Below are 23,497 nucleotides of genomic sequence, written 5' to 3' on the forward strand. Positions count from 1 at the left end.
ATGACCGCCGACCGGCACGGGACGGCCGCCACCGCCGAGGCTCCGGGGGCGGCACGTCCGGGCGGAGCCGGCGTCCGTGAGCTGGGCGTCGCGGGCGCCTTCGAGTTCACTCCCACCGTGTTCCCCGACGACCGCGGGCTGTTCGTGGACTCCTTCCGGCTGGCGGCCTTCGAGGAGGCGGTCGGCCACCCGTTCCCGGTCGTCCAGACCAGCCAGAGCCGCTCGCGCCGGGGCGTGGTCCGCGGAGTGCACTACACCGCGACACCGCCCGGCATGGCCAAGTTCGTGCACTGCACCGGCGGGCGGGCGCTGGACTTCGTGGTGGACCTGCGGGTGGGATCGCCGACCTTCGGCAGCTGGGACAGCGTCGTGCTCGGCGGGGAGGAGCTGCGGTCGGTCTACGTGCCGGTCGGCGTGGGGCACGCGTTCGTGGCGCTGGAGGACGCCACCACGATGGTCTACCTGATGTCGGGCGGATACGTGCCCGCCAACGAGCTCGCTGTCTCCCCGCTGGATCCGGACCTGGCACTGCCGTACGACCAGGGCGTGGCGCCGGTCCTGTCCGAGCGGGACCGGGCGGCCCCGACCCTGGCGCAGGCCGTCCGCCTGGGGCTCCTGCCGGACTACCGCACCAGCCTCGCGCTCGACAGGGCGCTCTGAGGAGCCCCGCACCGTGCCCGGGGGCCGGCTCGCGCGCTGCCGCGCGGACCGGCCCCCGGGCACGGTCCGTTCAGCCGGCCGCGGGTGCGGCGAGCAGGCTCCGCAGACAGGCCAGCAGGCCGCGCGCCTCCACGTTGAGGTAGTAGCTGTGCCGCAGCAGTTCGGTGAGCTGGCGCACCGTCAGCCACCGGTGGTCCGGGTGCTCCGCCGACCAGTCCGGCTCCGCCTCGACGATCAGGTAGCGGTTGCGGGTGTGGTAGAACCGTCCGCCCTCCTCCGAGAGCGTGGTGTCGAAGCGGACCCGCCGCGGGTCGGCGCCGAGCACCTCGTCGAGGAAGCGCGGGCGGGCCTCGGCGGGCAGGTGGGCGTAGTTCCGCGGGGTGCACTGGACGGTGGGGGCCAGTTCGACGACGTCGTTGTGCCCGGCCTCGGCGCTCGCCTGGACCAGGACGTGCAGGACGCCGTCGATCTCCCGGACCAGGAAGGCGATCACGCCGGGCCCGGTCGCGGCGATCAACGGCTGGGTCCACTCGTCCACCTCGCGGCCCCGGGCCCTGACCCGTACGCCCATGACGTCGAAGAACGCGCCTGTCCGGTGGCTGATCCGGCCCTCGGCCGAGTGCCACTCGTCGACCTGGCGGAGCGGCACCAGCCGGGCCCGCAGGTCCGTGGTGCTGCGGGCCTCGGTGATCCAGTGGGCGATCTCCGCGCCGGTGTGGCGGCCCTCGTCGGGGCCGGCCGCGCAGGACCGCAGCAGCGCGGAGCCGAACGCGTCCCCGGGGGAGCCGAGGGTCTCGGTACCGGGCCCGGCCAGTGGCAGGCAGGCCAGCGCGGCGCGCGAGTCCATGTTCACCAGGTCGTCCACGGCGAGCAGTTCGTGGAGCTGGCCGAGCGTCAGCCAGGTGAAGCCCTCGCGCACCGCGACCGGCTCGCGCACCTCGACGATCATGTTGCGGTTGCGCTTGCGGTAGAACCACGCGCCCTGCTCGGACTGGCGTACGTCGGCCAGCAGGGTGTGCCGCGCCGCGTCGCGGAAGTACTCCACGTACGGGACGTCGCGGCCCCGGTGGGCGCGGGTGAAGTTGCTGCGGGTGGCCTGCACGGTGGGTGACAGCTGGGGCCCGTCGCAGTTGCCGGGCTCCACCTTCGCCTGCATCAGGAAGTGCGGGACGCCGTTGAACTCGCTCATCAGGATGCCCAGGATGCCGGTCTCCGGCTGGTTGATGACGGGCTGGCTCCAGTGCGGCACCGGACCGTCCGGGTGCTCCACCCGCAGGCCTTCGATCGAGAAGAACCGCCCGCTGTCGTGGACGAGGTTCCCGGTCTCCGGGACGGTGTGCCAGCCGACCAGTTCGTCGAGCGCGATCGGCTCCACCTCGGTGTGCAGGCGCTCGGCGCACGCCGCGAACCACCGGTGGAAGTCCGCCGTGGTCGTCAGCCCGCCGGCCCGGGCCGCTGCGGAGCGGGCCAGGCCTCTCACCCGCTGCTCGTCAATCGTCGTGGCATCGAAGGGAGTTGTATTCATCCGGTCTCCTGCGTCCAGTCATCGGCCAGGTGGGTGGTGGTGAGGCGGCGGCTCACTGTGCCGCGGGGGCGGTGGCACCCCCGGCGTCGTGGGCGTGGAGCCAGTCGACGGCGTCCATCAGGTCGTCCGCGGACATGCCGGCGAGCAAGGCGTCGCGGGCCTGCGCCGCGCCGCCCGACGGGTGGTAGACCTCGCGGCCCATCCAGCGCGACACGTCCTGGACCCGTGCGGTGCGCTCCTGCCGCAGCGACGCGAACTCGCGCAGCCGGTCGGCGAGTCGGGAGGACGGGCAGTCCCGCAGCAGATCTCCGAGCACCACCGCGTCCTCCAGGGCCGTGCAGGCGCCCTGGGCGGCGTACTGGAGCATCGGGTGCGCCGCGTCCCCGAGGACCGCGGTGCGCCCGTCGGTCCAGGTCGTGGTGGAGTCGCGGTCGCACAGCACCCAGGTGCGCCAGTCGCGGCCCAGTTCCAGCAGGCGGCGGCCGTCGGGGTGCAGGCCGGGGAACCGGGCGAGCACCCGCTCCCGCTCCGTGGGCAGGCCGGCCACCGCGTCGCGGGCGCCGTCGTCCTGGGTGATGGCGAGGTTGAGGTGGCTGCCGCCGGCGACGGGATAGTGCACGAAGTGCCAGCCGGGGCCGGCCCAGAGGGTGACCGTGTTCGAGCGGAGCTCGGCGGGCACCGCCGCCATCGGCACGATCGCGCGGTGGATCGTGTGGCCCGAGACCCGGGGCGGGCCGTCGCCCACCAGCTGGGCGCGTACGGCCGAGTGGATGCCGTCCGCGCCGATCAGGGCGTCGCCGGTGCGGTCCGGACCCCGGGCGGTCAGGGCGCGCACCTGGTCCGGCCCGCCCCGGTAGCCGGTGACCTCCACTCCGGCGTGCAGGGTGATGTGTCGGTGCGCCCGGCAGGCGTCCAGGAGCGGCCGGTACAGGTCGCTGCGGTGGACGACGGCGTAGGGCAGGCCGAAGCGTTCCCGGTAGGCGTGGTCCAGCGGCAGGACCGCCAGCGGAGCGCCGGAGCGGCCGTCCAGGAGCCGCAGGGCGTCGACGTGGACGGCCGCGGCGCCGACCGGCTCCGCCAGGCCGAGCCGCGCCAGGGCGCGGAAGGCGTTGGGGGCCAGCTGGATTCCGGCGCCGAGTTCGGTGAACTCGCGCTTGCGTTCCAGGACTTCGACGGTGTGGCCGGCCTGGGCGAGGGCGAGGGCGGTCGCCAGTCCGCCGATTCCCCCGCCTGCTACGACGACATGTGGCACGTGGGTCCCCTGTGTTCGTGCGGAAATGACGGTGCGTCAGTTGTGGCGTGTGCGAGCTGGACCGGACCGGTCAGCCGACGGCTCCGGTCAGGCGGGCGGATCCGCCGGCCCGGCGCTCCGGTCGGTCTCCGGTCAGGTCTCCGGTCAGGTCGGCGACCAGGTCGGCCAGGACGGTCAGGCCGTCGCGGCTGAGCACGGACTCGGCGTGGAACTGGAGCGACGCGAAGGCCGGCCCGCGCAGGCCGTGCACCTGGCCGGTCCCGGGATCGCGGCAGACCGCGACAGGACCGGGGAGCGCGTCGTGGTGCAGCACGTCGTCGGCGGCGTGCAGGGCGAAGGTGTTGTAGAAGCCCACCAGCACCCGGCGGCCGAAGAAGTCGATCTCCTTCTGCACGCCCTGGTTGGGGCGGCTGCGCCGGACGACGGGCAGGTCGAGGAGGGTGCCCAGGACCTGGTGGCTGAGGCAGACGGCGAGGAAGGGGGTGCCGTCCGCCAGCAGCCGCGCGATGGTGCCGCGCAGGGTGGCGATGCGGGGGTCGCCGGTGTCGCACGGGTCGCCCGGGCCCGGTCCCATCACCACGAGGTCGTAGCCGTCGGCGGAGTGGTCCTGGTCGAAGCGGCGCACGTCGACCGTCAGCCCGAGGGCCCGGAGCTGCTGGGCGATCATGCCGGTGAAGGTGTCCTCGGCATCGACGATCAGGGCCCGCCTGCCCTCCGCCACCCGGAGGTCCGGCGATTCGGCCGGCCGGAGCGCCGGGTCGAGCCAGAACGCGGCCAGGCGGCTGTTGCGGGCGGTGAGGGCTCGGCGGACGCGTGGGTGGTCGTTGAGGTCGCCGGGCGCGGCGGTCTCGGGGCCGGTCGGCGCGGCGCCGAGGGCACGGAGCATGCCGCGGGCCTTGGCATGGGTCTCGGCGGCCTCGGAGAGCGGGTCGGAGTCGCGTACCAGGGTGGCGCCGACGCCCAGTTCGAGGCGCCCGGCGGTGATGTCGGCGGTGCGCAGCAGGATGGCGGAGTCCAGCGACCGGCCGCCGTTGATGTCACGGCTGATCAGCGCGGCGGCACCGCTGTAGTAGCCGCGTCCGCGCGGTTCGTGGCTGTGGATGACCCGGCAGGCGTTCTCCAGCGGGCTGCCGATCACGGTGGGGGCGAACATCGTCTCGCGCAGGATCTCCCGCACGTCGTGGGAGCTGTGACCCTGGATCAGGTACTCGGTGTGTGCGAGGGTGGCCATCTGCTTGAGGTAGGGGCCCACGACCCGTCCGCCGCCCTCGCAGATCCGGGCCATCATCTTGAGTTCCTCGTCCACCACCATGTACAGCTCGCCGGCCTCCTTGGGGTCGGCGAGGAATTCCAGCACCTCGGTCAGGGTGGGGCCCTGCGGCGGGTGGCGCAGGGTGCCGCTGATCGGGTTCATCACGACGGTCCGGTCGAAGAGACTGACGTGGCGCTCGGGGGTGGCACCGACGAGGGTGCGCTCCCCGGTGTGGACGAGGAAGGTCCAGTAGGCGCCGCGCTCGCCCCGCAGGAGCCGGCGGAACAGGCTCAGCGCGGTACGGGCGGACCAGTTGTGGATGCGGGCGGTGAAGGCCCGCTTGATCACGAAGTTGGCTCCCGCCCCGGTGCCGATCTCCTCGGTGAGCACCCGCCGGACGATCGAGGCGTACTCGTCGTCGTCGATGTCGAAGCCCGGGTCGGTGAGTTCGACGGGTTCGTCGGGCAGCAGCTCGAGGGCCCGGTCCAGCGGGCAGGTGTGCTGCTCCGCGACGGTCATGGCGAGCAGCGGGGTCCCGTCGTCGTGGCAGGCGAAGTCCCGTTCGCGTAACTGCCGGTAGGGCAACAGCACCAGGCTCTCGTGGCGCGGTCCGGGCGGGCCCTGGCCGAGTGGCGGCAGCGGGACGTCGGCGATCCGCTGGACCTCGCTGATGTCGCCGGTGAGCAGTTCGACGCGGTGGCCGACCGCGTCGGGGCGGTGCAGCAGCGCGAAGGCGGGCGGGCAGGGGCCGAGGACGCGTTCGAGGAGCCCGGCGAATCCGCTCCGGTCGGGGACCATGGGTCAGACCTGCCCGACGAGTCCGGGCTGCCCGACGTGCTCCAGCAGCTGATCGGTGGTCATGACGACGGCGCAGCGGGCCGCCGCGTACTCCAGCGCCCAGGCGTGCCGTTCGGCGGAGAAGTCCGCGACGGCGTCCGCGACCAGGAACGTCTCGATGTCGTGGGTGAAGGCGTCGACGGCCGTCATCAGGCAGCCCACGTGGGCGTAGACGCCGCAGATGACGAGCTGGTCGCGCCCGGCGGCGCGCAGGTGGTCGAGCAGGTCGTTGCCGTGGAAGGCGCTGTAGCGCCATTTGGTGAAGATTTTGCCGTCGTCGTCGGGGGCCACGTCGTCGACGATCCGGCGGTCCTCCGGGCTGGTGCGCATGCCCGGGCCCCAGAAGTCCTTGAGCAGACCGCGTTCCTGGTCGCTCATGCCACCCGGCTGCGCGGTGTAGGTGACGGGCATGCCCGACTGCCGACATCGTTCGACCAGGCGTCGGCTGTTGTTCAGCAGTCCGGTGACGGGTTCGTGGCCGGTCGTGAAGGGCGCCACGAAGTAGCGCTGCATGTCGTGCACGAGCAGGGCGGCGCGGCGCGGGTCGGGGATCCACGGGGCGGTGTTGGCGGGCAGTGACCGCTCGGTGGGCAGGGGGTAGGGGGCGATGCCAGGGATGGCCATGGGGGTGTCCTCCAGGAGGTGGGGCGGCGCGGCGCGGCCGCTGCGGGGCGGGGCCGGCCGGGTGAGCGTCAGCGGCCGAGCGCGGCACCGCCGTCGACGTACAGGTCGTGCAGGGTGATCTGGCCGGCTCGGTCGGAGAGCAGGAACGCGACGGCGTCGGCGACGTTCTGCGGGGTGGCGAAGCGGCCCAGCGGGATTCCCACGCGGTACTGCTCCAGCACGCCGTTGAGGGAGTCGGCCGGGCCGGACTCGTCGGTCCACAGGGAGCGCAGCATCGCGGTGTCGGTCGAGCCGGGGCACACCACGTTGCAGCGGATGCCGTGTTGCGCCAGCTCCAGGCCGAGGGACTTGGTGTAGGCGATGGCCGCGGCCTTGGAGGCCCCGTAGGCGGCCATGCCCATCCGGGGGACTCCGGCGGCGTTGGAGGCGACGGTGACGATCGCGCCGCGGATGTCGTTCTCGACCATGCGGTGCGCGACGGCTCTGGACACGCGGTAGACCCCGCCGGCGTTGACGGCGAAGGTGTGCTCCCAGTCCTCCTCGGTGAGCGACAGCGCCGAGCGGGCCCGCAGCACGCCGGCGGCGTTGACCAGCAGTTCGACGGGACCGAGCTCCTTCTCGACGGCGGCGACGGTCTCCTCGACCGCGCTCGTGGAGGTCACGTCCGCGGCGAAGGCCGTCACGGACAGACCCTCGGCGGCGACGTCGCGCTCCAGTACCTCGAGGGCGTCTCCGCCCAGGTCCAGAGCGGCCACCTGGGCACCCGAACGGGCCAGGGTGCGCGCGACGCATCGGCCGATGCCTCCTGCGGCGCCGGTCACCAGCGCGACCTTGCCGGCGTGTTCCCTGTCTATGATCGTCTCCCATCGCGGGGCGGATACGGCTGCTGGTTGGTGGGGCGTGAGCGTCGGGCGGGCGGGGAGCGGGCACCCCGACGGACCGGCGCCGGTGTGGGCCGGGGCGCGCGGTCGTGCTGCGGGGACGCTCGTCCAGGTGGTCGGGGCAGCGGGGCGGGAGCGGGTCGGCGGGTTCGCCTGGGCGACCCGATCATCCCGACACGAATGACGTGGCCATGCCATAATCCCCTTGGTGGCGGACCTGCGCCGAATGCCAGAACGCGGGCCACCCGCCTGTGGGGGTCGCGCGGGCGGTCCACCGTCCCCTGCCGTCCTCGGCCGCGCCGGTCGGCCGGGCCGTCGGGGTGGAGCGGACGCGAGGGCGGGGTGAGTCCGGGATTCCCGGCCGCGTCGGGCCGGTTGACTGTGTGAAGGTCCTGTGGAATCTCTGGTGAATTCGTGTGCGAGCGGACGCCGGCGAAGTCCACAGCGATTTGCAACCTATAGAGCGTGATGCGCGGTGGTCAAGAGCTCGGATCGTCCCGATGTGTCCGTTTTCTATCGTATGGCCAAATTATGCGGCGGGCTGTCGCGTGAGTCGCTCCGAGCGCCTCCGATCGCGGGTTTACAAACCGCGTCTAGAGGTATTAGGTTCGGGACGCACCACATCTGACCTCCCTACTGCCCGATGGGGGTACCGTATGAACGTGGAGTTACCGCCACCGTTGAGGTCCGGCGGGAAAGGGTCAGCCGGACCGCATCGCCGCATCGTCGTCACAGGTGGTGCCGGGTTTATCGGATCCCATTACGTGCGGCTATTGCTTTCCGGAGCCGAACGGCTCTCCGTGACAGTTCTGGACAAGCTCACCTACGCGGGAAACCGAGCCAACCTGAGCGACCTCGCCGCCGATCCGCGGCTGCGGTTCCGCCGGGGTGACATCTGCGACCCGGCCGTGGTGGACGAGGTCATGCGGGACGCCGACGAGGTCGTGCACTTCGCGGCGGAGTCCCACGTGGACCGCTCCATCGAGGACAGCGGCGCCTTCGTGCGCACCAACGTGCTGGGCACCCAGACACTGCTGGACGCCGCGCTGCGCCACGGCGTGAGCCGCTTCGTGCACGTGTCGACCGACGAGGTCTACGGGTCGATCGCGAGCGGGTCGTGGGACGAGTCGAGTCCACTGAGCCCGAACTCGCCCTACGCCGCCTCCAAGGCCTCCTCCGACCTTCTGGTCCTCGCCTGCCAGCGCACCCACGGGCTCAACGCCAGCATCACCCGCTGCTCCAACAACTACGGGCCGATGCAGTACCCGGAGAAGGTCATCCCGCTCTTCCTCACCCGCATCATCGACGGCCTGACCGTGCCGCTGTACGGCGACGGGCGCAACGTGCGCGACTGGCTGCACGTGACGGACCACTGCCGGGGCATCGAGCTGGTGCGCACCCGGGGACGGGCCGGCGAGGTCTACAACCTGGGTGGCGGCACCGAACTGACCAACCGCCAGCTCGCCGAGCGGCTGCTGGCCGTCGGCGGTGCCGACTGGTCGCTGGTGCGCGAGGTGGCCGACCGCAAGGGCCACGACCTGCGCTACTCGCTCGACGACCGCAAGGCCCGCGAGGAACTGGGCTACCGGGCGCGCGTGCCGCTCAGCACCGGCCTTCCCGCCACGGTCCGCTGGTACCAGGACAACCCGCAGTGGTGGCGTCCCCTGCTGCCGGAACCGGCGGGTCGTCCCGGCGCCGCCGCGCGGGCCACCCTGCCATGAGCCCGGCGGGACGGACCGCGGCAGACCGCGTCCTTCCGCCCCGAGCTAAGGAACCACTCCTCCCATGCGCGGAATACTGCTGGCCGGGGGCTCCGGCAGCCGGCTGCTGCCGCTGACTCTCATCAACTCCAAGCAGCTGCTGCCGGTTTACGACAAGCCGCTGGTCTACTACCCGCTGTCGGTGCTGATGCTGGCCGGCATGCGGGAGATCCTGATCATCAGCAGCGCGGCCCACCTGGAAGCCTTCCGCTCGCTGCTGGGCGACGGCCGCCATCTGGGCCTGGACCTGCAGTACGCGGTCCAGGACGAGCCCCGCGGGATCGGCGAAGCCCTCGTGATCGGCCGGGAGTTCGCCGGCGACGAGGACGTCTGCCTCATCCTCGGGGACAACATCTTCTACGGGCAGGGCCTGCCCGGCCAGCTGCGCGAGGCGGCCCGGACCCTGGACGGCTGCGCCGTCTTCGGCTATCCCGTCTCCGACCCCGAGCGTTACGGCGTGGCCGTCCTCGGGCGGGGCGGCGAACTGGTCGACATCGTGGAGAAGCCGGCCGACCCGCCCTCCAACATCGCGGTCACCGGCCTCTACATGTACAGCAACGACGCCCTCAGCTACGCCGAGAAGATCACCCCGTCCGCCCGCGGGGAGCTGGAGATCACCGACATCAACCGGCTGCTGGTCGAGCAGGGGCGCGGGCGGATCGTCCAGCTCGGCCGGGGCATCGCCTGGCTCGACGCCGGCACCCACGACAGCCTCCTGGAGGCGAGCCAGTACGTCCAGGTCCTCCAGAAGCGGCAGGGAATGCAAATCGCCTGCCTGGAGGAGACGGCCTACCGGATGGGTTACATCGACCGGAGGCAATTGGCCAGGCTCGCCGAAGGGCTCCCGCCCGGAACCATGTACGGCCGGCACGTCCGTTCCCTCCTGAAAGCCTGACCCGCCGCCCTTTCCAGAAAACCGGACCGCCTTTCCGTGGAATACCGGACCGGTTGACGACGCATGTGTACCCGCCGCCTCGAATTCCCGGACCGACGGCTCGACAATGAAAACGAAGGATTACCCATGCAGGAAGTGGTGGGCGCCTCGGGAAGACGGCGCCTCGATTCCCTCACCGGTGCGCGGTTCTTGGCCGCCGGACTGGTATTTTTCTGCCATCTGGCGACCAGTGGATTCTTTGTGGCCGGTTCCGCGCCGGCCACCGGGCTGATGGCGGCCACCAAGACCGCCGGTACGATCGGGGTCTCGTTCTTCTTCGTCCTCAGCGGCTTCGTACTGACCTGGTCGGTCCGGCCCGCGGACACCTACGGCGGCGTCCTGCGGCGCCGACTGGTGAAGATCTTCCCCAACCACCTGCTCACCTACGCCCTGGCGATGGCCGTCTACGCGTCGGCCTTCACGCCGCTGGGCACCGCGCTGCTCAACCTGCTGCTGCTCCAGGCCTGGTCCTCGGACCCGATGGTCTTCCTGAGCGTCAACGGGGCGAGCTGGTCGCTCTCCTGCGAGCTGCTCTTCTACGTGCTCTTCCCGGTGCTGCTCCCGTTGCTGCGCCGGATTCCCGCCCGGCGGCTGTGGTGGTGGGCGGGCGGTGTCGCGGCCGCCGTGATGCTGATGCCGCTGGTCGCTGCCCTGCTGCCGGCCGGTCAGACCCTGCCTGTGACCGGGTCCTGGCTGGACGGCGTGTCGATCGAACGGCTGTGGCTCGTCTACGTCTTCCCGCCGGTCCGGCTGCTGGAGTTCGCCCTCGGCATCCTGATGGCGCGCATCGTCCAGTCCGGCCGGTGGATCGCGCCGCGTCCCGCCTGGACCGGGCTGCTCGTGGTGGCCGCGTACGTGCTGGGGCTCTACACGCCCATGCTGTTCACGGTGGCCGCGGTGACCGTGGTGCCGCTGGCCCTGTTCGTCGCCTCCCTGGCCCAGGCGGACAGTGCCGGCGCCGGCACGCCGCTCGCGGCGCCCGTGATGCGTCGGCTGGGGGAGGCCTCGTTCGCCTTCTACCTGATCCACGGGATCGTCCTGGAGTACGCCGGCGAGCTGCTGGTCCGCGCGCACCGCGCGCCGTCGACGGGCCAGGGTGTGGTGGTGTCACTGCTCACCCTCGTGGTGAGCCTGGCGCTGGCCCTGGCGATCCACCGGTGGTTCGAGACGCCCCTGGTGCGGTGGTTCGGCCGTCCGCGGCCGCGCCCCGTCGTCCCGGCGGAGGCCGGCAGTTCCCTGGGCCGCTGAGCCGCGACGGCCGGCACGCCCGTACCCCGCAATTCCCGCCCCCACCATTCCAGCGAGGCCTGTGTCATGCGCATGCTCTTTGTCACCGGCGGCAGCCCGGCCACGGTGTACGCACTCACCCCCCTGGCGACGGCGGCCCGGAACGCCGGGCACGAGGTACTGGTCGCCTCCAACGAGGAGACGATGGAGTCCGTCACCGGAGCCGGGCTGCCCGCCGTCTGCGTGTCCGACGTGCCGATCCGGCACCACATCTACCACGACCGCGCCGGCACTCCGCTGGCGATGCCCGAGGACCCCGACCTGGCGATCCGGGCCATCGGCCATGCCTTCGGCCGGATGGCCGCCGCCTACCAGGAGCCGCTGCTCGAGCTGGCCCGCCGCTGGCGGCCCGACGTGATCGTCGGTGGCACCCTGCACTACTCGGCGGCGGTCCTGGCCGCCAGGATCGGCGTGCCGTTCGTGCGGCACTCCTGGGACTCCGGCGAGCCGCTGGTCGTGGACGAGGCCGCAGCGGTGGAGATGCGCCCCGAACTCGACGCGCTCGGCCTGGCGGGCATCCCCGGCAGCGACCTGTGGATCGACGTGTGCCCGCCCAGCGTGCGCGACCCCGAGGCACTCCAGGGGACGTCCATGCGGTGGATCCCCTGCAACCTGCAGCCGCCGCTCGAACCGTGGATGTACAGCAAGGGCTCCGCGCCCCGGATCGGGGTCACCGCGGGCACCAAGACCGCGCCCGGCTACTTCTTCGACTACCTGGTTCAACTGGCGGTCGGGCTCAAGAGGTTGGACGCCGAGATCCTGGTCAGCGCGCCGCCGGCGGTGGCCGGGCAGCTGAGCGAGGCCACCGGCATGCGGGTCGGCTGGCTGCCGTTCGACACCGTCGCCCGCTCCTGCGACCTGCTGGTCCACCACGCCGGCGGTGGCACCGCCCTGACCGGCATGGTGTACGGCATCCCCCAGCTGGTGGTCCCCAACATGCCCAAGCTGGTGGCTCCTTCGCAGCGGCTGGCGGCCTACGGCGCGGCCCGGGTGATCCTGCCCGGCGACGACACCCCCGAGGCACTGGCGGACGCGGCGTGCGACCTTCTGACGAACCATCACTACCGGGAGCGTGCCCGGGACTTGGCCGAGGAGGCCAACGCCATGCCGACCCCCCAAGAGGTGCTCGGCCTGATCGAGAAGCTGGTGTGACGCGGTGTTCTATCACGTGTGCTTCGTGGTCCCCGACATCGAGGCGGCGATGGCGGACCTCACCCGGACCGTCGGCGCCCAGTGGTCCGGCATCCTGGAGGACTCGCTCGGGCCGTGGGAGTACCGCCTGGCCTTCACCCGCGGCGGGGCGCCCTACACCGAGCTGGTGCAGGGCCCGCCCGGCAGCCCCTGGGACTCCAGCCTGGGTGCCCGCTGCCACCATCTGGGCCTCTGGACCGCCGATGTGACGAAGAGTGCGGCCCGCCTGTCCGAGGACGGCTTCGTCCCGGAGTTCGACGCCTGCCCGCTGGGGCGTCCCTACAGCTACCACCGGCTGGAGAGCCTGGGCGTGAGCCTCGAGATGATGGACGTCTCCCGGCAGGACCGCTTCCTGGCCGCCTGGGACCCCGGGGGCCCGGCGATGCCGCCCTTCGACGCCTGACCGGCGCCGCTCCGCACCGTGCCGCCCCGGCCGTGACCGGGGCGGCATCCGCCTGTCGTTGTTGATCCCGCAAGACCCGTGCCGGCCCGGACGAGGAGAGCCGAAGCAATGCTGAGCAGCGACATCGATGCCCCGGACGAGGGGACCCCGGACGAGGGGACCCCGGACGAGGGGACCCCGGCCACCGAGGCCCTGGACACCGACGTGCTGGTGGTCGGGGGCAGTACGGTGGGTCTCTTCACCGCCCTGTTCCTCGCCCGCATGGGGGTGCGCACCCTCGTCGCCGAGCGGCACCCGGCACCGCTGGCGCACCCGCGGGCCATGGGCATCGGGCCACGCACCGTGGAACTGCTGCACACGGCCGGCATCGCCGACGCCGTCGACGCCGAGTGCATGGACATGCGGGGCGGTGACCTCCAGATGTTCGCCACCCCCACCCTGGCGGAGGCCGACCTGGAGGCCCTGTCCGCACAGGCCCCGCCCCGCACAGACGCGTTCCGCGACGTGACGCCGCGCCACCTGCGCGGCACCTGCCCCCAGGGCCGCCTGGACAAGGTGATCACCGCCGCGGCGCGCGGCGCGGGTGCGCGGATCGAGTTCGGTACCGAGATGGTCGCCTTCGCCCAGGACGACGCACGGGTCACCGCGCAGCTGACCGGCCCCGACGGCCCCGTGGAGGTCCGGGCTCGCTACCTGGTGGCGGCGGACGGCGCCCGCAGTGGCGTCCGCGAGAGCCTGGGCATCGGCACCAGCGGCCCGGGCGTCATCGGCGACCCGCTGATCAGCGTGCTCTTCCACGCGGACCTCGGCGAGTTCACCGGCGGCCGGCCGTTCACCGTCTGCGACATCACCACCCCCGAGGCGGCGGGCGGCCTGCTGCCCGTCGACGGCGACCGCGAGTGGATCTACGCCTTCCGCTATCCGCGGGACGCGGGCCTCACCTCGGACGACTTCACCCCGCAGCGGTGCGCCGAGCGGATCAGGGCCGCCGTCGGCCGCGAGGACCTGCCCCTCGAGGTGGTGAGCATCCTGCCCTGGCAGGTGCGCGGGGCGCTCGCCGACCGGTTCCGGGACGGTCGGGTCTTCCTCGCCGGGGACGCCGCGCACGTCATTCCCCCGGTGGGTGCCTTCGGCATGAACACCGGTGCGGCCGACGCCCACAACCTGGCCTGGAAGCTGGCCTACGTGCTCGGCGGACAGGCCGGAGAGGCCCTGCTGGACAGCTATGAGCAGGAGCGCCGCCCGGTCGCCGCCACCGCGCTCCAGCAGTCGATGCTGCGGCTGGAGGACCCGTCCCTGCACTGGCAGACCGGGGAGCAGGGCCGCCGGCACCGCGCCTCGGCCGGTGCGGTCAACGCACCGGTGATCCACCTCGGCTACCGCTACGACTCCGGCGCGGTGATCGGCCCGGTCGCGCCGCTGCCCTCCACGGAGGACGTCGAGCCCGACCTGGACGGCTCGCCCGGCTCCCGGCTGCCGCACCACTGGCTGGCCCCGGGCGGGCGGACGCGCTCCACGCTGGACCTGGTCGACTACCGCTTCACGCTGCTCGCCGGACCGGACGGAGCGGCATGGCCGAAGGCCGCGGCCGAGGTGGCGTCCCGGCTCGGCGTCCCGGTCGACGCCCACCTCGTCGAGGCGGCCGCGGAGTCCGTCCCGAGTTGGGCGGCCGCGGTCGGCATCGAGGACGGCGGCGCGCTGCTGGTCCGCCCCGACGGCTTCGTCGGCTGGCGGACCCGGGCAGCGGCGGCCGATCCCGAGGCCGAACTGGCGGACGTCCTGACCGCGCTCCTGGACCGCGCGCGAGCACCGCGCGGGAGCGGCCGGCCCGCGTGACGGTAACCCGCCGGTCCCCGGCCGGGCCGCACCCCGGCACCGGCCGGGCGCGGTGGTCGCCGCCCGGGCAGTGCTCTTCATCCGTGCCACGTACGACTCTTCGAGGGGGAAAGCCATGAGTGGTCCCGCACCGCGGACCGCGCTGGTCACCGGCGCCGGACGGGGCATCGGACGGGCCATCGCCGAACGCCTGGGCGCCATGGGCGCGACGGTGGCCGTCCACTACGGACGCGACGACGACTCCGCCGCCCGGGCCGTGGCCGCGGTGCGCTCCGCCGGCGGCAACGCCTTCCCGGTGCGGGCCGAACTGGGCACCCCGGGCGCCGTCGAGACCCTGGCCGCCGGCGTCGAGGCGGGCCTGCGCGAGCACACCGGCGCGGCCCGGCTGGACGTCCTGGTCAACAACGCGGGCATCGGCTGCCGCGCCGACATCACCACCATCACGCCCCAGGACCTCGACCGGGTGTTCGAGATCAACGTCAAGTCGCCGCTCTTCGTCGCGCAGCGGCTCCTGCCGCTGATGGGCGAGGGCGGCCGGATCGTCAACGTGTCCTCCGTGGCCCATCAGGTCGCCCACCCGCACGTCCTGGGCTACGCCATGAGCAAGGGCGCGCTGGAGGCGTTCAGCCGCTCGCTCGCCGCGCAGCTCGGACCCTCCGGCATCACCGTCAACACGGTCGCCCCCGGACTGATCGAGACCGACCTGCACCGCGCCAGGCTGCGCGAACACCCCGAGGAGGCCGCGGAGGCGGCGGCCAGGACGGTCTTCGGCCGGCTCGGCCAGCCGGGCGACGTCGCCGACGTCGTCGCGTTCCTGGCCTCCGAGCAGTCCCGCTGGGTGACCGGCGAGTGCCTGAAGGCCACCGGGGGTGCCTACCTGTGATGCCCCACCACTGAACGCCCCGTCCCATCGCCCCCACCGCCGACGGAAGGTCTGGACATGCTCGCCAACGACATCTACCTCGACAGCATCGGTGTACGGCTCGGTCGCAGGCTCGACCTCGCCGAGGCGGCAGCCGACGGCCGGTACGCCGCGTCCGAGCACATCGCCAACGGCCTGCTGGGCGTGACCGTCTCCGAGGACGACCACGCCCCCGACCTCGCGGTCGCGGCCGTGCGCCAGGCGCTGGAACGCTCCGAGGCCGACCCGGCGGACGTCCGGCTGCTGCTGCACGCCAGCGCGTACTTCCAGGGCCAGGACATGTGGACCCCGTCCTCCTACATCCAGCACCACACCATCGGTGGCGGCGCCCCGGCCGTGGAGGTCGACCAGAAGTCCAACGGGGGGCTGGCCGCCCTCTCGCTCGCCTCGGCCTTCCTGGCCGCCTGCGAGGACACCGCCGCCGTCCTGATCACCACCGGCGAGCGGTTCTGCCTCCCCGGCTTCGACCGGTTCCGCACCGAGAGCGGCACGGTGATGGCCGACGGCGGCACCGCCATGCTGCTCACCAGGCGCCCGGGGTTCGCCCGCGTCGTCTCCTGCGTGCTCACCTCGGACCCCTCGCTGGAGGGCATGTACCGCGGCCGGACCCTCAAGGACGCCCCGGCCGCGGGCGACAAGCCGCTCAACATGCGCGGGCGGAAGGCCGACTTCATGCGCCGCCACCTGAGCGACCTGGAGGAGATCTCGCTGCGGATCGCCGACGGCATCAGCGGCTGCCTCCAGCAGGCACTGGCGGAGGCCAAGTGCGAGGCCGACGACATCCGGCGCTTCGTCATGCCCAACAACGGCCAGACGGTGCGCTGGTGGGGCATGCTCGCCGAGATGGGCGTCGAGCGCGAGCGCACCACCTGGGAGTTCGGCCGCCAGATCAGCCACCTGGGCTCCGGGGACCAGGCCGCCGCCCTCGACCACCTGCTGCGCACCGGTCAACTGGCCGCAGGCGACCGCGTGTTGCTGGCCGGAGCCGGTTACGGCTTCAACTGGGGCGCCGCGGTGCTGGAGATCCTGAACGTGCCCGACTGGGCCGCCACCGAAGCGTCCTGACGGACCGTCATCCTTCCGAGACAGGAGCACACATGCCCTTCCCCCCGCTCGCGGAGCCCGCTTCCGACCTGTCCGAGGACGAGGCCCGGCGGCATGCGCACCAGGTGATCCTGGCCGGCCACGGCATGACGGCGCAGCGCCGGCTCGCCGCCGCCCGGGTGCTGGTCATCGGTGCGGACGAGATCGGCGCACCGCTGATCGCCCACCTCGCCGACTGGGGCGTGGGCACCATCGGCATCAGCGACGGTTCCCCGCTCAACCCGTGGGACCGCCACCTGGGCATCGTGGCCGACGAGCCGGCCACCCGCGCCGACGCCTGGGCCCGGGCCCTGGCCACCACCCACCCGGCGGTGCGCACCGTCGTCGAGGGCCGCTTCGACGTGACCACCGCGGCGGACCTGGTCGCCGGCTACGACCTGGTGGTCTGCGCCGGTGAGGACCCGGCCCGCTGTCAACTGGCCGACGACGTCTGCGCGCAGGCCGGCAAGCCCTACGTGTGGGGGTCCATGGACGCCACCGGCGGGCGGGTGGCGGTCTTCTGGGACGTCCACGGCGCCACCCTCCGGGACCTGTTCCCGGAGCCTCCCACCCCCTACTTCCGCGGCATGTCCGGCGCGCTGCGGGCGGTGGGGTCCTGGCTGGCGGTGACCATGGCCACCGAGGCCCTCAAGCTGCTCACCGGCGCCGGCGAGCCGCTGGTGGGCCGGGTGATGAAGTACGACGCGATGGCCGCCACCTGCGTGACCGTGCCGCTGCGCCGCGATCCGCGCACCGACCGGCCGGCCGAACCGACCGCGGCGGAGCCGTTCTTCGGGCTCCTGTCGCCGCAGGCGGCCGTGGCGGCACGCGAGTCGACCCTGTCGGTGGAGGAGCTGAAGGAACTGCTCGACGGCGACGAGCCGATCGCCCTGGTGGACGTGCGCGAGCCCGACGAGTACGCCTTCGTGAGCCTGCCCGGCTCGGTGCTCGTCCCCAAGGACGAGTTCCTGGACGGTGACGCGGTCCAGCGGCTGCCCACCGACCGCAGGATCGTGTTCCTGTGCCGGTCCGGGATCCGCTCCGCCGAGGTGCTGGCGGTGGCCAGGCGAGCCGGCCGTCTGGACACCGCGCACCTGGGCGGCGGCATCGTCGCCTGGGCCGAGCGGATCGACCCGTCGCTGCCGACCTACTGACCCCAGGGAGACTACGCTCCGTAATCGACTTCCTGGTTCGTGGCCGCCCGGACCCCGCCCGGGCGGCCTCCCTTCGGCCTACCCAAACAATATTCCCGGCGGAAATCGACCGACGCGCACCAGTCGCTTTCCGAAAAGAAATGTGCGCCCGCGCACCCGAATTCCTCGGGCAATGCGGGCGCACATCTCGGCGTTCCCGTCAGCGCACCGGAACGCAGCGGCCGCCCTCGGTCCGGTAGGTCCAGCGGGCGCCGTTCGCGACCAGGTCCGCCACCGCTGCGACGAACCGGTCCAGGTGCTCCACGGGGGTCCCCGCCCCGAAGCTCATCCGCACCGCGTTGGCGGGCCGCTCGCCCGGTCCGGCCGGCTCCGGGGCGGCGCACTCCTGGGGCTGGTCCGGGTCGGCGCCCAGCAGCCGGCGCACCATCGGGTGGGCGCAGAACATGCCGTCGCGCACCCCGATGCCGTGCTCGGCGGACAGCGCCGCCGCCAGGTGGGAGCTGTTCCAGCCGTCGACGACGAGGCCGATCACCCCCACCCGGGGGCTGGTCCGGCCCAGCAGGGAGAGCACCCGCACCTCGGGGATGCCGGCCAGCGCGGTCAGCGTCCGCTCCAGCAGCGCCTCCTCGCGGGCGACCAGCGTCTCGAACCCCGCGGCGCTCAGCGCCCGGCAGGCCGCCGCCACCGCGTACACGCCGATGACGTTGGGCGAGCCGGCCTCGTGCCGCGCGCTGCCCTGCTGCCACTGGACCGACAGGCCCTGCTCGCCGTGCACGACGAGCCGGCTGGCGCCGCCGCCCGCCAGGTAGGGCTCGGCGGCGGCCAGCCAATCGGGGCGGCCGGCGAGCACGCCGGCGCCGAACGGCGCGTACATCTTGTGGCCGGAGAAGGCGATGTAGTCCGCGCCCAGCTCGGCGAGGTCCACCGGGCGGTGCGGTACCAGCTGCGCGGCGTCCACCACCACGCGCACCCCGGCGGCGTGGGCCACCTCGGTGATCTCGGCGATCGGCCACAGCTCGCCGGTCACGTTGGAGGCGCCGGTGACGCACACCAGGCCCGGCCGGTGCGGGTCGCGGCCCGCCAGCGCCTCGGCCACGGTCTCGACCGCCTGCTGGCGCGACGCCGGCGCGGGCAGGACGGTGACCTCGGCGCCGCGCCAGGGCAGCAGCGCGGCGTGGTGCTCGGTCTCGAAGACGTAGACCTGGGTGCCGGCCGGGAGCACCGAGGCCAGCAGGTTGAGCGAGTCGGTGGTGGAGCGGGTGAAGACGACCTCGTCGTCGGCGCGACAGCCGAGGAACTCGTGCACGGTGACGCGGCTGGCCTCGTACAGGTCGGTCGACAGCTGCGAGAGGTAGCCGGCGCCGCGGTGCACGCTGCCGTAGTACGGCACGTACCCGCACACCTCCTCCCAGACGCTGCGCAGGGCCGGGGCACTGGCCGCGTAGTCGAGGGCCGCGTAGGGCACGTCGTCGCCGGTGACGAGCGGCACCATGACGTCCGTTCCCAGGACGGGCAGGGGCGGCGCCGAGACGGCGTCGATGGTCGGGGCGTTGCGGGCAACACGCATGGCGGACTCCCGGGGGGAGGGCGGATGGGGGTGGCCGGGGCGCGGGCGAGCGGGTGCGACCGGGTGGGCGCATCCGGCGGGCGCGCCGGCGGGCGGGGCACTGGAGAAGGGGATGCGCGGCGGTCGACGGCACGCCGTGCGCGCAGGGCAGCGGGCCGGAGCACCGGCCCGGTCAGGGGCCGCGGCAGCCCGTACCGCTCGATTCTGCCAAGCGCGCGCCGCGCGCGGCAGGGGGCAAGTTGGCCGCTGACGGCCAGGGCTCGGCGCGCCGCCCTGGCCGCCGGGTGTCAGGAGTGCGGGGGCAGCGGATCCGGGTCGGGCAGCAGCTGGTGGGTCCGCGCGGCGATGACGCCGGCCTCGAAGCGGCTGCTCACGCCCAGTCGGCGCAGCAACGAGGACACCGTGCGGCGCAGGGTGCGCGGGGAGACGTGCAGTTCGCGGGCGATCTCCAGGTCCTGGCGGCCCTTGGCCCACAGCCGCAGGATGACCAGCTGCTGCTCGGTCAGGCTCACCGGGGCCCCGGTGCCGGCCGGCCGGTCCTCCGGGCACGGCCCCTCGTCCTCCGCCGCGCCGGTGCGCAGGTCGCGCGCGTCGTCCCAGCAGTACTCGAAGATCCGGATGAGGACCTGCAGCAGGGCCGGCTGGCGCACCAGCAGCGTCGAGTCCGGCAGGCACACCAGCGCCATCTCGTCGTCGACGACGACCAGCCGGAACGGCAGCAGCGGCGCCACCCGGATCTGGACCCCGCGCCGGGAGAGCTTCTCCAGGTGGGAGACGGCCGTGGCGTTCTGCAACAGGCCGCTCTGGTGGATCGTGCGCACGCTGACCCGCGACCCGCGCTCCCGCCAGTCGCCGCCCAGGCGGTCGATGACCAGGTGGCGGGCGATGACCGACGGCTGGATCAGGCGGATCTGACCGCGGGCCAGCGCCACCGCGGCGTCGAGCAGCTCATGGGCCCGTGCCGGGTCGTGGACCTCCACCGGGTCGCCGGTGTGGCCGGCCGGGACCGCGGCGCGGTGCACGGCCAGCGCGGACACGTGGGACTCCAGCAGCCGGGCGCAGTCCGCCGCGCTGACCAGCGCCCGCTGCTGCCTTTCCAGTAGCTCCGACAACGTTCCCACGGCATTCCCCGCCATTTCATCCTGCTGTACCGGCACCTCGCGGCCTCCCTGCTGGCATGTCCCCCGGCGGCCATGGCCGCTCCAGGCCACTAAATGGTCTACACGGCTTTGATCTCCTCTGGCAAGATTATTTCACCGGATTAATTGGAAATCCCGTTCCCCGTCTTCGGCAGTGCTCACTCTGCGTAAGCAAACACCTTGGCGCGACCCATCCGTCAGTGGCAGCCGCAGGTGCTGACGCCGCTCCGTCTTGGCAGGAAAGGAGAAGCGAAACCGGTGAACGATCGAGACTCTCTGGTGTGCGACCGGGCCGCAGGGCACCCCCTGGGGGGCCTGGCCGACCCGGCCGGCGGGCTCGGCACCGAGCGGGCCGAGCAGACCGCGCAGCGCCTGTGGCGGCGGATGACGCTGGTCGCCGCCCCCCACGGCACGCCGCGCCCGCGGCCGATGGCCGTACCCGCCGAACTGCACGCCGCCCTGGCCCTGTTCGAGGCCTCCGCGCAAGGCTCCGCCACCGGCGGTCACAGCGCCCCCTCGGCCGGCGCGCTGCAGCCCTACGAACTGCGGGTGGTCACCGGCGGTCCGGACGGGCCGCGGGTGTTCTCCGTGGACGTGGCCCGGCGCACCTGCTACCTCACCCACGAAGGCGAGGAGGTGGACAAGGCGCTGTGCGACGGCGGCCTCGCGCTGCCGGGCCCTGACACCAGCCTGGTGCTGCTCGTGGTGCGGCCCTGGCTGTCCATCCGCAAGTACGACGAACGCGGCTATCTGTACGCCCAGTTGGACACCGCGCACCTGGGCACCCACCTGCTGTGCCTGGCCGCGGCCGGACACCGCCGGGCGCAGTGGCTGACCGGTGCCGCGACCGGCCCGCTGAACACCCTGCTCGGCCTGGGGGACGACTACCTCCTGCCGCACAGCGTGCTGCTGCTGGACGGCCCGGCCGGCCACCGGCCGCCCGAGCCGGGCGCCTGGAGCTGCACCGACCACCGGGACACCCGCCGCTCGCCCCGGCGGCCCGAGCACTTCGAGTACCGATGTTGGCAACAGCTGGCCGAATTCCGCCACGAAGGGCCGACCGCGTCCTCGGGCACCCCGCCGCTCAGCCTGCTGGACGGCACCGAGGCGGCCGCGCCGCCGCAGCCGGCCCAGCTGGCCCGGTTGGCCCGGCTCGCCGCCGTCCGGCGCTCCGCCAAGGACTTCGGGCCCGGCCCGGTGCCGGCCGACGCGCTGCGGCGGGCGCTGGCCGCCATGAGCACCCCGCTGCCCACCGACCTGCCGCCCGCGGACGGCTTCGGCGCCACGCTGGTCGCCCGCCGGGTGGACGGTCTGGCCCCCGGCGCCTACCGCGTCCTGCGCGCCGGTACCGAGGACGCCGCACCCCGCGGTCGCGTCACGAGCAGTGACGACGACCTGGTGCGGATCTGCATGGGGCAGGAGCACCTGCGTCACACGGCCGCCGCCGTCGTCTTCCACGGCCGCCGGGAGCAGGTCTTCCGGCACGGCATGGCCGGGATCGACCACGCGCTGCTGCGCGCCGGGGCCCTGGCCCACCTGCTCTACCTGGGCGCCACCGACGCCGACGTGGCGATCACCACCATCGGTGGCTTCGACGCCGCGGCCTGGCACCGCCTCGCCGGGCTGACCGATCAGGACGAGGTCCTCTACGTCGCGATGCTCGGGCCGCGCGGCGCCGCCGTCCGGAAGACCGACCGCCTACAGGGCGCCTACGCCCACGGGGGGCGCTGACCGATGCTCGCCGACATCATGACCAAGGCCCTGCGCGACGGCGGCGGCCGGGCGCAGGTGACGGACCGTCACACCAGGCTCACGTACCGGGAGCTGGACCGGGCCGCCGACGAGCAGGCCACCCGGCTGCGCGCTCTGCTCGGCCCCGGCGAGCGGCACCGGGTCGCCGTCCAGTCCGGCAACTCGGTCGCCTATCTGGTTGCCTACCTGGCCGTCCTCAAGGCCGGCAGCGTGCCCTTCCTGATCGACCGGGCCAGCGGCCCGCGCGAGGTGCAGCTCATCTGGCAGGACTGCGGGCTCGACCTGCTGCTCCAGGACGAGGCCGCGGCCGCGCCCGAGGTCGGCACCCCGCGCGGCACGCTGGGGTCGCTGCTGGCGACCGGCCTGCCCGCGCGGGAGGAAGCGCCCGCGCTGCACGACCTGACCGAGGTGTGCCGGTTCACCTCCGGCTCCACCGGCCGTCCCAACTGCATCGAGTTCGCCGGCACCGCGGTGCACCGGGCCGCGGCGAACTGGGCCGAGGGCACCGGCCTCTCGGGCGGCGACAGCATCCTGTGCTTCGCCTCCCTCTCCAACGGCCTGGCCTTCAACACCTCGCTGCTCTCCGCCTTCCTGGTCGGTGCCGACCTGCACCTGGGCAGCGGACTGCCCACCGGCGGCGCGGTGTCGCGGCTGCTCGCGAGCACCGCCGCCACCCGGCTGGTCGGCTTCCCGGCGCTCTACGAGTCGCTGGTCCGCCGCCCCGCCGACGGCACCGCACCGCCGAACCTGAGGATGGCGGTCTCCTCGGCGGCGCCGCTGCGCCCCGACACCCGGAGCGAGTTCACGGCGCGCACCGGCGTGCCGCTGCAGAACTACTTCGGGGTGGCGGAGGCCGGCCCGCTGACCTTCGCCGCGGACCCGCTGACCGATCCGGGCCTGGGCCAGCCGCTGCCCGGCGTGCGCCTGCGGTCCGGTACCGCCGCCGCACCCGAGGTGGTGCGGGTGCACAGCCAGTCCATGGGCACCCGCTACCTCAACGCGCCCGGCGTACTGGAGGGCCGCATCGACCAGGACGGCTTCTACCACACCGGCGACACCGGCTACCTCCGCGACGGCAGCCTGGTGCTCACCGGACGCACCAGCCAGAAGATCAACGTCGGCGGGCGCAAGATCGACGCCCTCGAGGTCACCCAGGCGCTCCTCGACGTCCCCGGCGTCACCGACGCGGTCGTCCTGGAGACCCCCGACCGGCACGGCGGCAGCGCACTGGCTGCCGTGATCACCGCCGAACCCGGCTTCGACCCGGCCGAGGGGCGCCGCCGGCTGGCCGAGCGCATCTCCGCCTACAAGGTCCCCAGTCTCATCCGCGTCGTGCCCCAGATCCCCCGCGGCTCCACCGGCAAACCCGCCATGGCCCAGCTGCGCGGCCTGTTCATCACCACTGGCCAGCCCCAGTGACGACCCGCCAGGAGAACGC

At 73.2% G+C, this 23,497-nt stretch carries 19 protein-coding genes; 12 read left to right on the forward strand and 7 right to left on the reverse strand.

Annotated features, from left to right (window positions below; genetic code table 11):
* The gene (locus tag ACWCYY_RS10535) at window positions 1–660 is read left to right on the forward strand and encodes a dTDP-4-dehydrorhamnose 3,5-epimerase family protein (protein WP_449795672.1); all 660 of its coding nucleotides are present in this window, start codon (window positions 1–3) and stop codon (window positions 658–660) included.
* Window positions 661–730: 70 nt separating this feature from the next.
* Here the strand turns inward: ACWCYY_RS10535 and ACWCYY_RS10540 are convergent, their stop codons facing one another.
* The 5 genes from ACWCYY_RS10540 to ACWCYY_RS10560 all read right to left on the reverse strand — a co-directional run bounded on the left by ACWCYY_RS10540 (window position 731) and on the right by ACWCYY_RS10560 (window position 6,971).
* A complete protein-coding gene (locus tag ACWCYY_RS10540; protein WP_449795673.1) occupies window positions 731–2,185 on the reverse strand; it encodes an NDP-hexose 2,3-dehydratase family protein in 1,455 nt (484 codons plus the stop codon).
* 52 nt (window positions 2,186–2,237) lie between these two features.
* The gene (locus ACWCYY_RS10545; protein WP_345290336.1) at window positions 2,238–3,437 is read right to left on the reverse strand and encodes an FAD-dependent monooxygenase; all 1,200 of its coding nucleotides are present in this window, start codon (window positions 3,435–3,437) and stop codon (window positions 2,238–2,240) included.
* A gap of 70 nt (window positions 3,438–3,507) precedes the next feature.
* Complete coding sequence (locus ACWCYY_RS10550) at window positions 3,508–5,487, reverse strand: anthranilate synthase family protein (RefSeq protein ID WP_449795674.1); 1,980 nt, start codon at window positions 5,485–5,487, stop codon at window positions 3,508–3,510.
* A 3-nt stretch (window positions 5,488–5,490) separates the two neighbouring features.
* Window positions 5,491–6,150 (reverse strand): isochorismatase family protein, encoded by a 660-nt coding sequence (locus tag ACWCYY_RS10555; protein ID WP_345290334.1) that lies wholly within the window; start codon window positions 6,148–6,150, stop codon window positions 5,491–5,493.
* Window positions 6,151–6,218: 68 nt separating this feature from the next.
* A complete protein-coding gene (locus tag ACWCYY_RS10560) occupies window positions 6,219–6,971 on the reverse strand; it encodes a 2,3-dihydro-2,3-dihydroxybenzoate dehydrogenase (protein ID WP_380149758.1) in 753 nt (250 codons plus the stop codon).
* 716 nt (window positions 6,972–7,687) lie between these two features.
* Here ACWCYY_RS10560 and rfbB point away from each other — a divergent pair.
* The 9 genes from rfbB to ACWCYY_RS10605 all read left to right on the forward strand — a co-directional run bounded on the left by rfbB (window position 7,688) and on the right by ACWCYY_RS10605 (window position 17,601).
* The gene (gene rfbB / locus ACWCYY_RS10565; protein WP_380149759.1) at window positions 7,688–8,752 is read left to right on the forward strand and encodes a dTDP-glucose 4,6-dehydratase; all 1,065 of its coding nucleotides are present in this window, start codon (window positions 7,688–7,690) and stop codon (window positions 8,750–8,752) included.
* A gap of 64 nt (window positions 8,753–8,816) precedes the next feature.
* Window positions 8,817–9,686, forward strand: coding sequence for a glucose-1-phosphate thymidylyltransferase RfbA (rfbA, locus tag ACWCYY_RS10570; RefSeq protein ID WP_345290333.1), 870 nt, complete (start codon window positions 8,817–8,819; stop codon window positions 9,684–9,686).
* Window positions 9,687–9,812: 126 nt separating this feature from the next.
* Window positions 9,813–10,973, forward strand: coding sequence for an acyltransferase family protein (locus ACWCYY_RS10575; protein WP_449795675.1), 1,161 nt, complete (start codon window positions 9,813–9,815; stop codon window positions 10,971–10,973).
* A gap of 66 nt (window positions 10,974–11,039) precedes the next feature.
* Window positions 11,040–12,164, forward strand: a complete 1,125-nt coding sequence (locus ACWCYY_RS10580) for a nucleotide disphospho-sugar-binding domain-containing protein (protein WP_449795676.1) — start codon at window positions 11,040–11,042, stop codon at window positions 12,162–12,164.
* 4 nt (window positions 12,165–12,168) lie between these two features.
* Window positions 12,169–12,606, forward strand: a complete 438-nt coding sequence (locus tag ACWCYY_RS10585) for a VOC family protein (protein ID WP_345290330.1) — start codon at window positions 12,169–12,171, stop codon at window positions 12,604–12,606.
* Between the two features lie 108 nt (window positions 12,607–12,714).
* Window positions 12,715–14,442: an FAD-dependent monooxygenase gene (locus ACWCYY_RS10590; protein WP_449795677.1), complete on the forward strand. Its 1,728-nt coding sequence runs from the start codon at window positions 12,715–12,717 to the stop codon at window positions 14,440–14,442.
* Between the two features lie 115 nt (window positions 14,443–14,557).
* Window positions 14,558–15,325, forward strand: coding sequence for an SDR family NAD(P)-dependent oxidoreductase (locus ACWCYY_RS10595; RefSeq protein WP_345290328.1), 768 nt, complete (start codon window positions 14,558–14,560; stop codon window positions 15,323–15,325).
* A 57-nt stretch (window positions 15,326–15,382) separates the two neighbouring features.
* Window positions 15,383–16,429 (forward strand): ketoacyl-ACP synthase III family protein, encoded by a 1,047-nt coding sequence (locus ACWCYY_RS10600; protein WP_449795678.1) that lies wholly within the window; start codon window positions 15,383–15,385, stop codon window positions 16,427–16,429.
* A 32-nt stretch (window positions 16,430–16,461) separates the two neighbouring features.
* Window positions 16,462–17,601: a ThiF family adenylyltransferase gene (locus ACWCYY_RS10605; protein ID WP_449795679.1), complete on the forward strand. Its 1,140-nt coding sequence runs from the start codon at window positions 16,462–16,464 to the stop codon at window positions 17,599–17,601.
* A gap of 199 nt (window positions 17,602–17,800) precedes the next feature.
* On the opposite strand, the gene ACWCYY_RS10610 is transcribed toward ACWCYY_RS10605, so the two are convergent.
* Complete coding sequence (locus ACWCYY_RS10610) at window positions 17,801–19,168, reverse strand: aminotransferase class V-fold PLP-dependent enzyme (RefSeq protein WP_449795680.1); 1,368 nt, start codon at window positions 19,166–19,168, stop codon at window positions 17,801–17,803.
* Between the two features lie 287 nt (window positions 19,169–19,455).
* Window positions 19,456–20,280, reverse strand: a complete 825-nt coding sequence (locus tag ACWCYY_RS10615; RefSeq protein WP_449795681.1) for a LuxR C-terminal-related transcriptional regulator — start codon at window positions 20,278–20,280, stop codon at window positions 19,456–19,458.
* Window positions 20,281–20,565: 285 nt separating this feature from the next.
* Here ACWCYY_RS10615 and ACWCYY_RS10620 point away from each other — a divergent pair, with 285 nt between their 5' ends.
* Window positions 20,566–22,038: a nitroreductase family protein gene (locus ACWCYY_RS10620; RefSeq protein WP_449795682.1), complete on the forward strand. Its 1,473-nt coding sequence runs from the start codon at window positions 20,566–20,568 to the stop codon at window positions 22,036–22,038.
* Window positions 22,039–22,041: 3 nt separating this feature from the next.
* On the forward strand, window positions 22,042–23,478 hold the full coding sequence (locus ACWCYY_RS10625) for a class I adenylate-forming enzyme family protein (protein ID WP_449795683.1): 1,437 nt from the start codon (window positions 22,042–22,044) through the stop codon (window positions 23,476–23,478).
* Window positions 23,479–23,497: the final 19 nt, after the last annotated feature.

The organism is Kitasatospora sp. NPDC001664 (assembly GCF_053596675.1).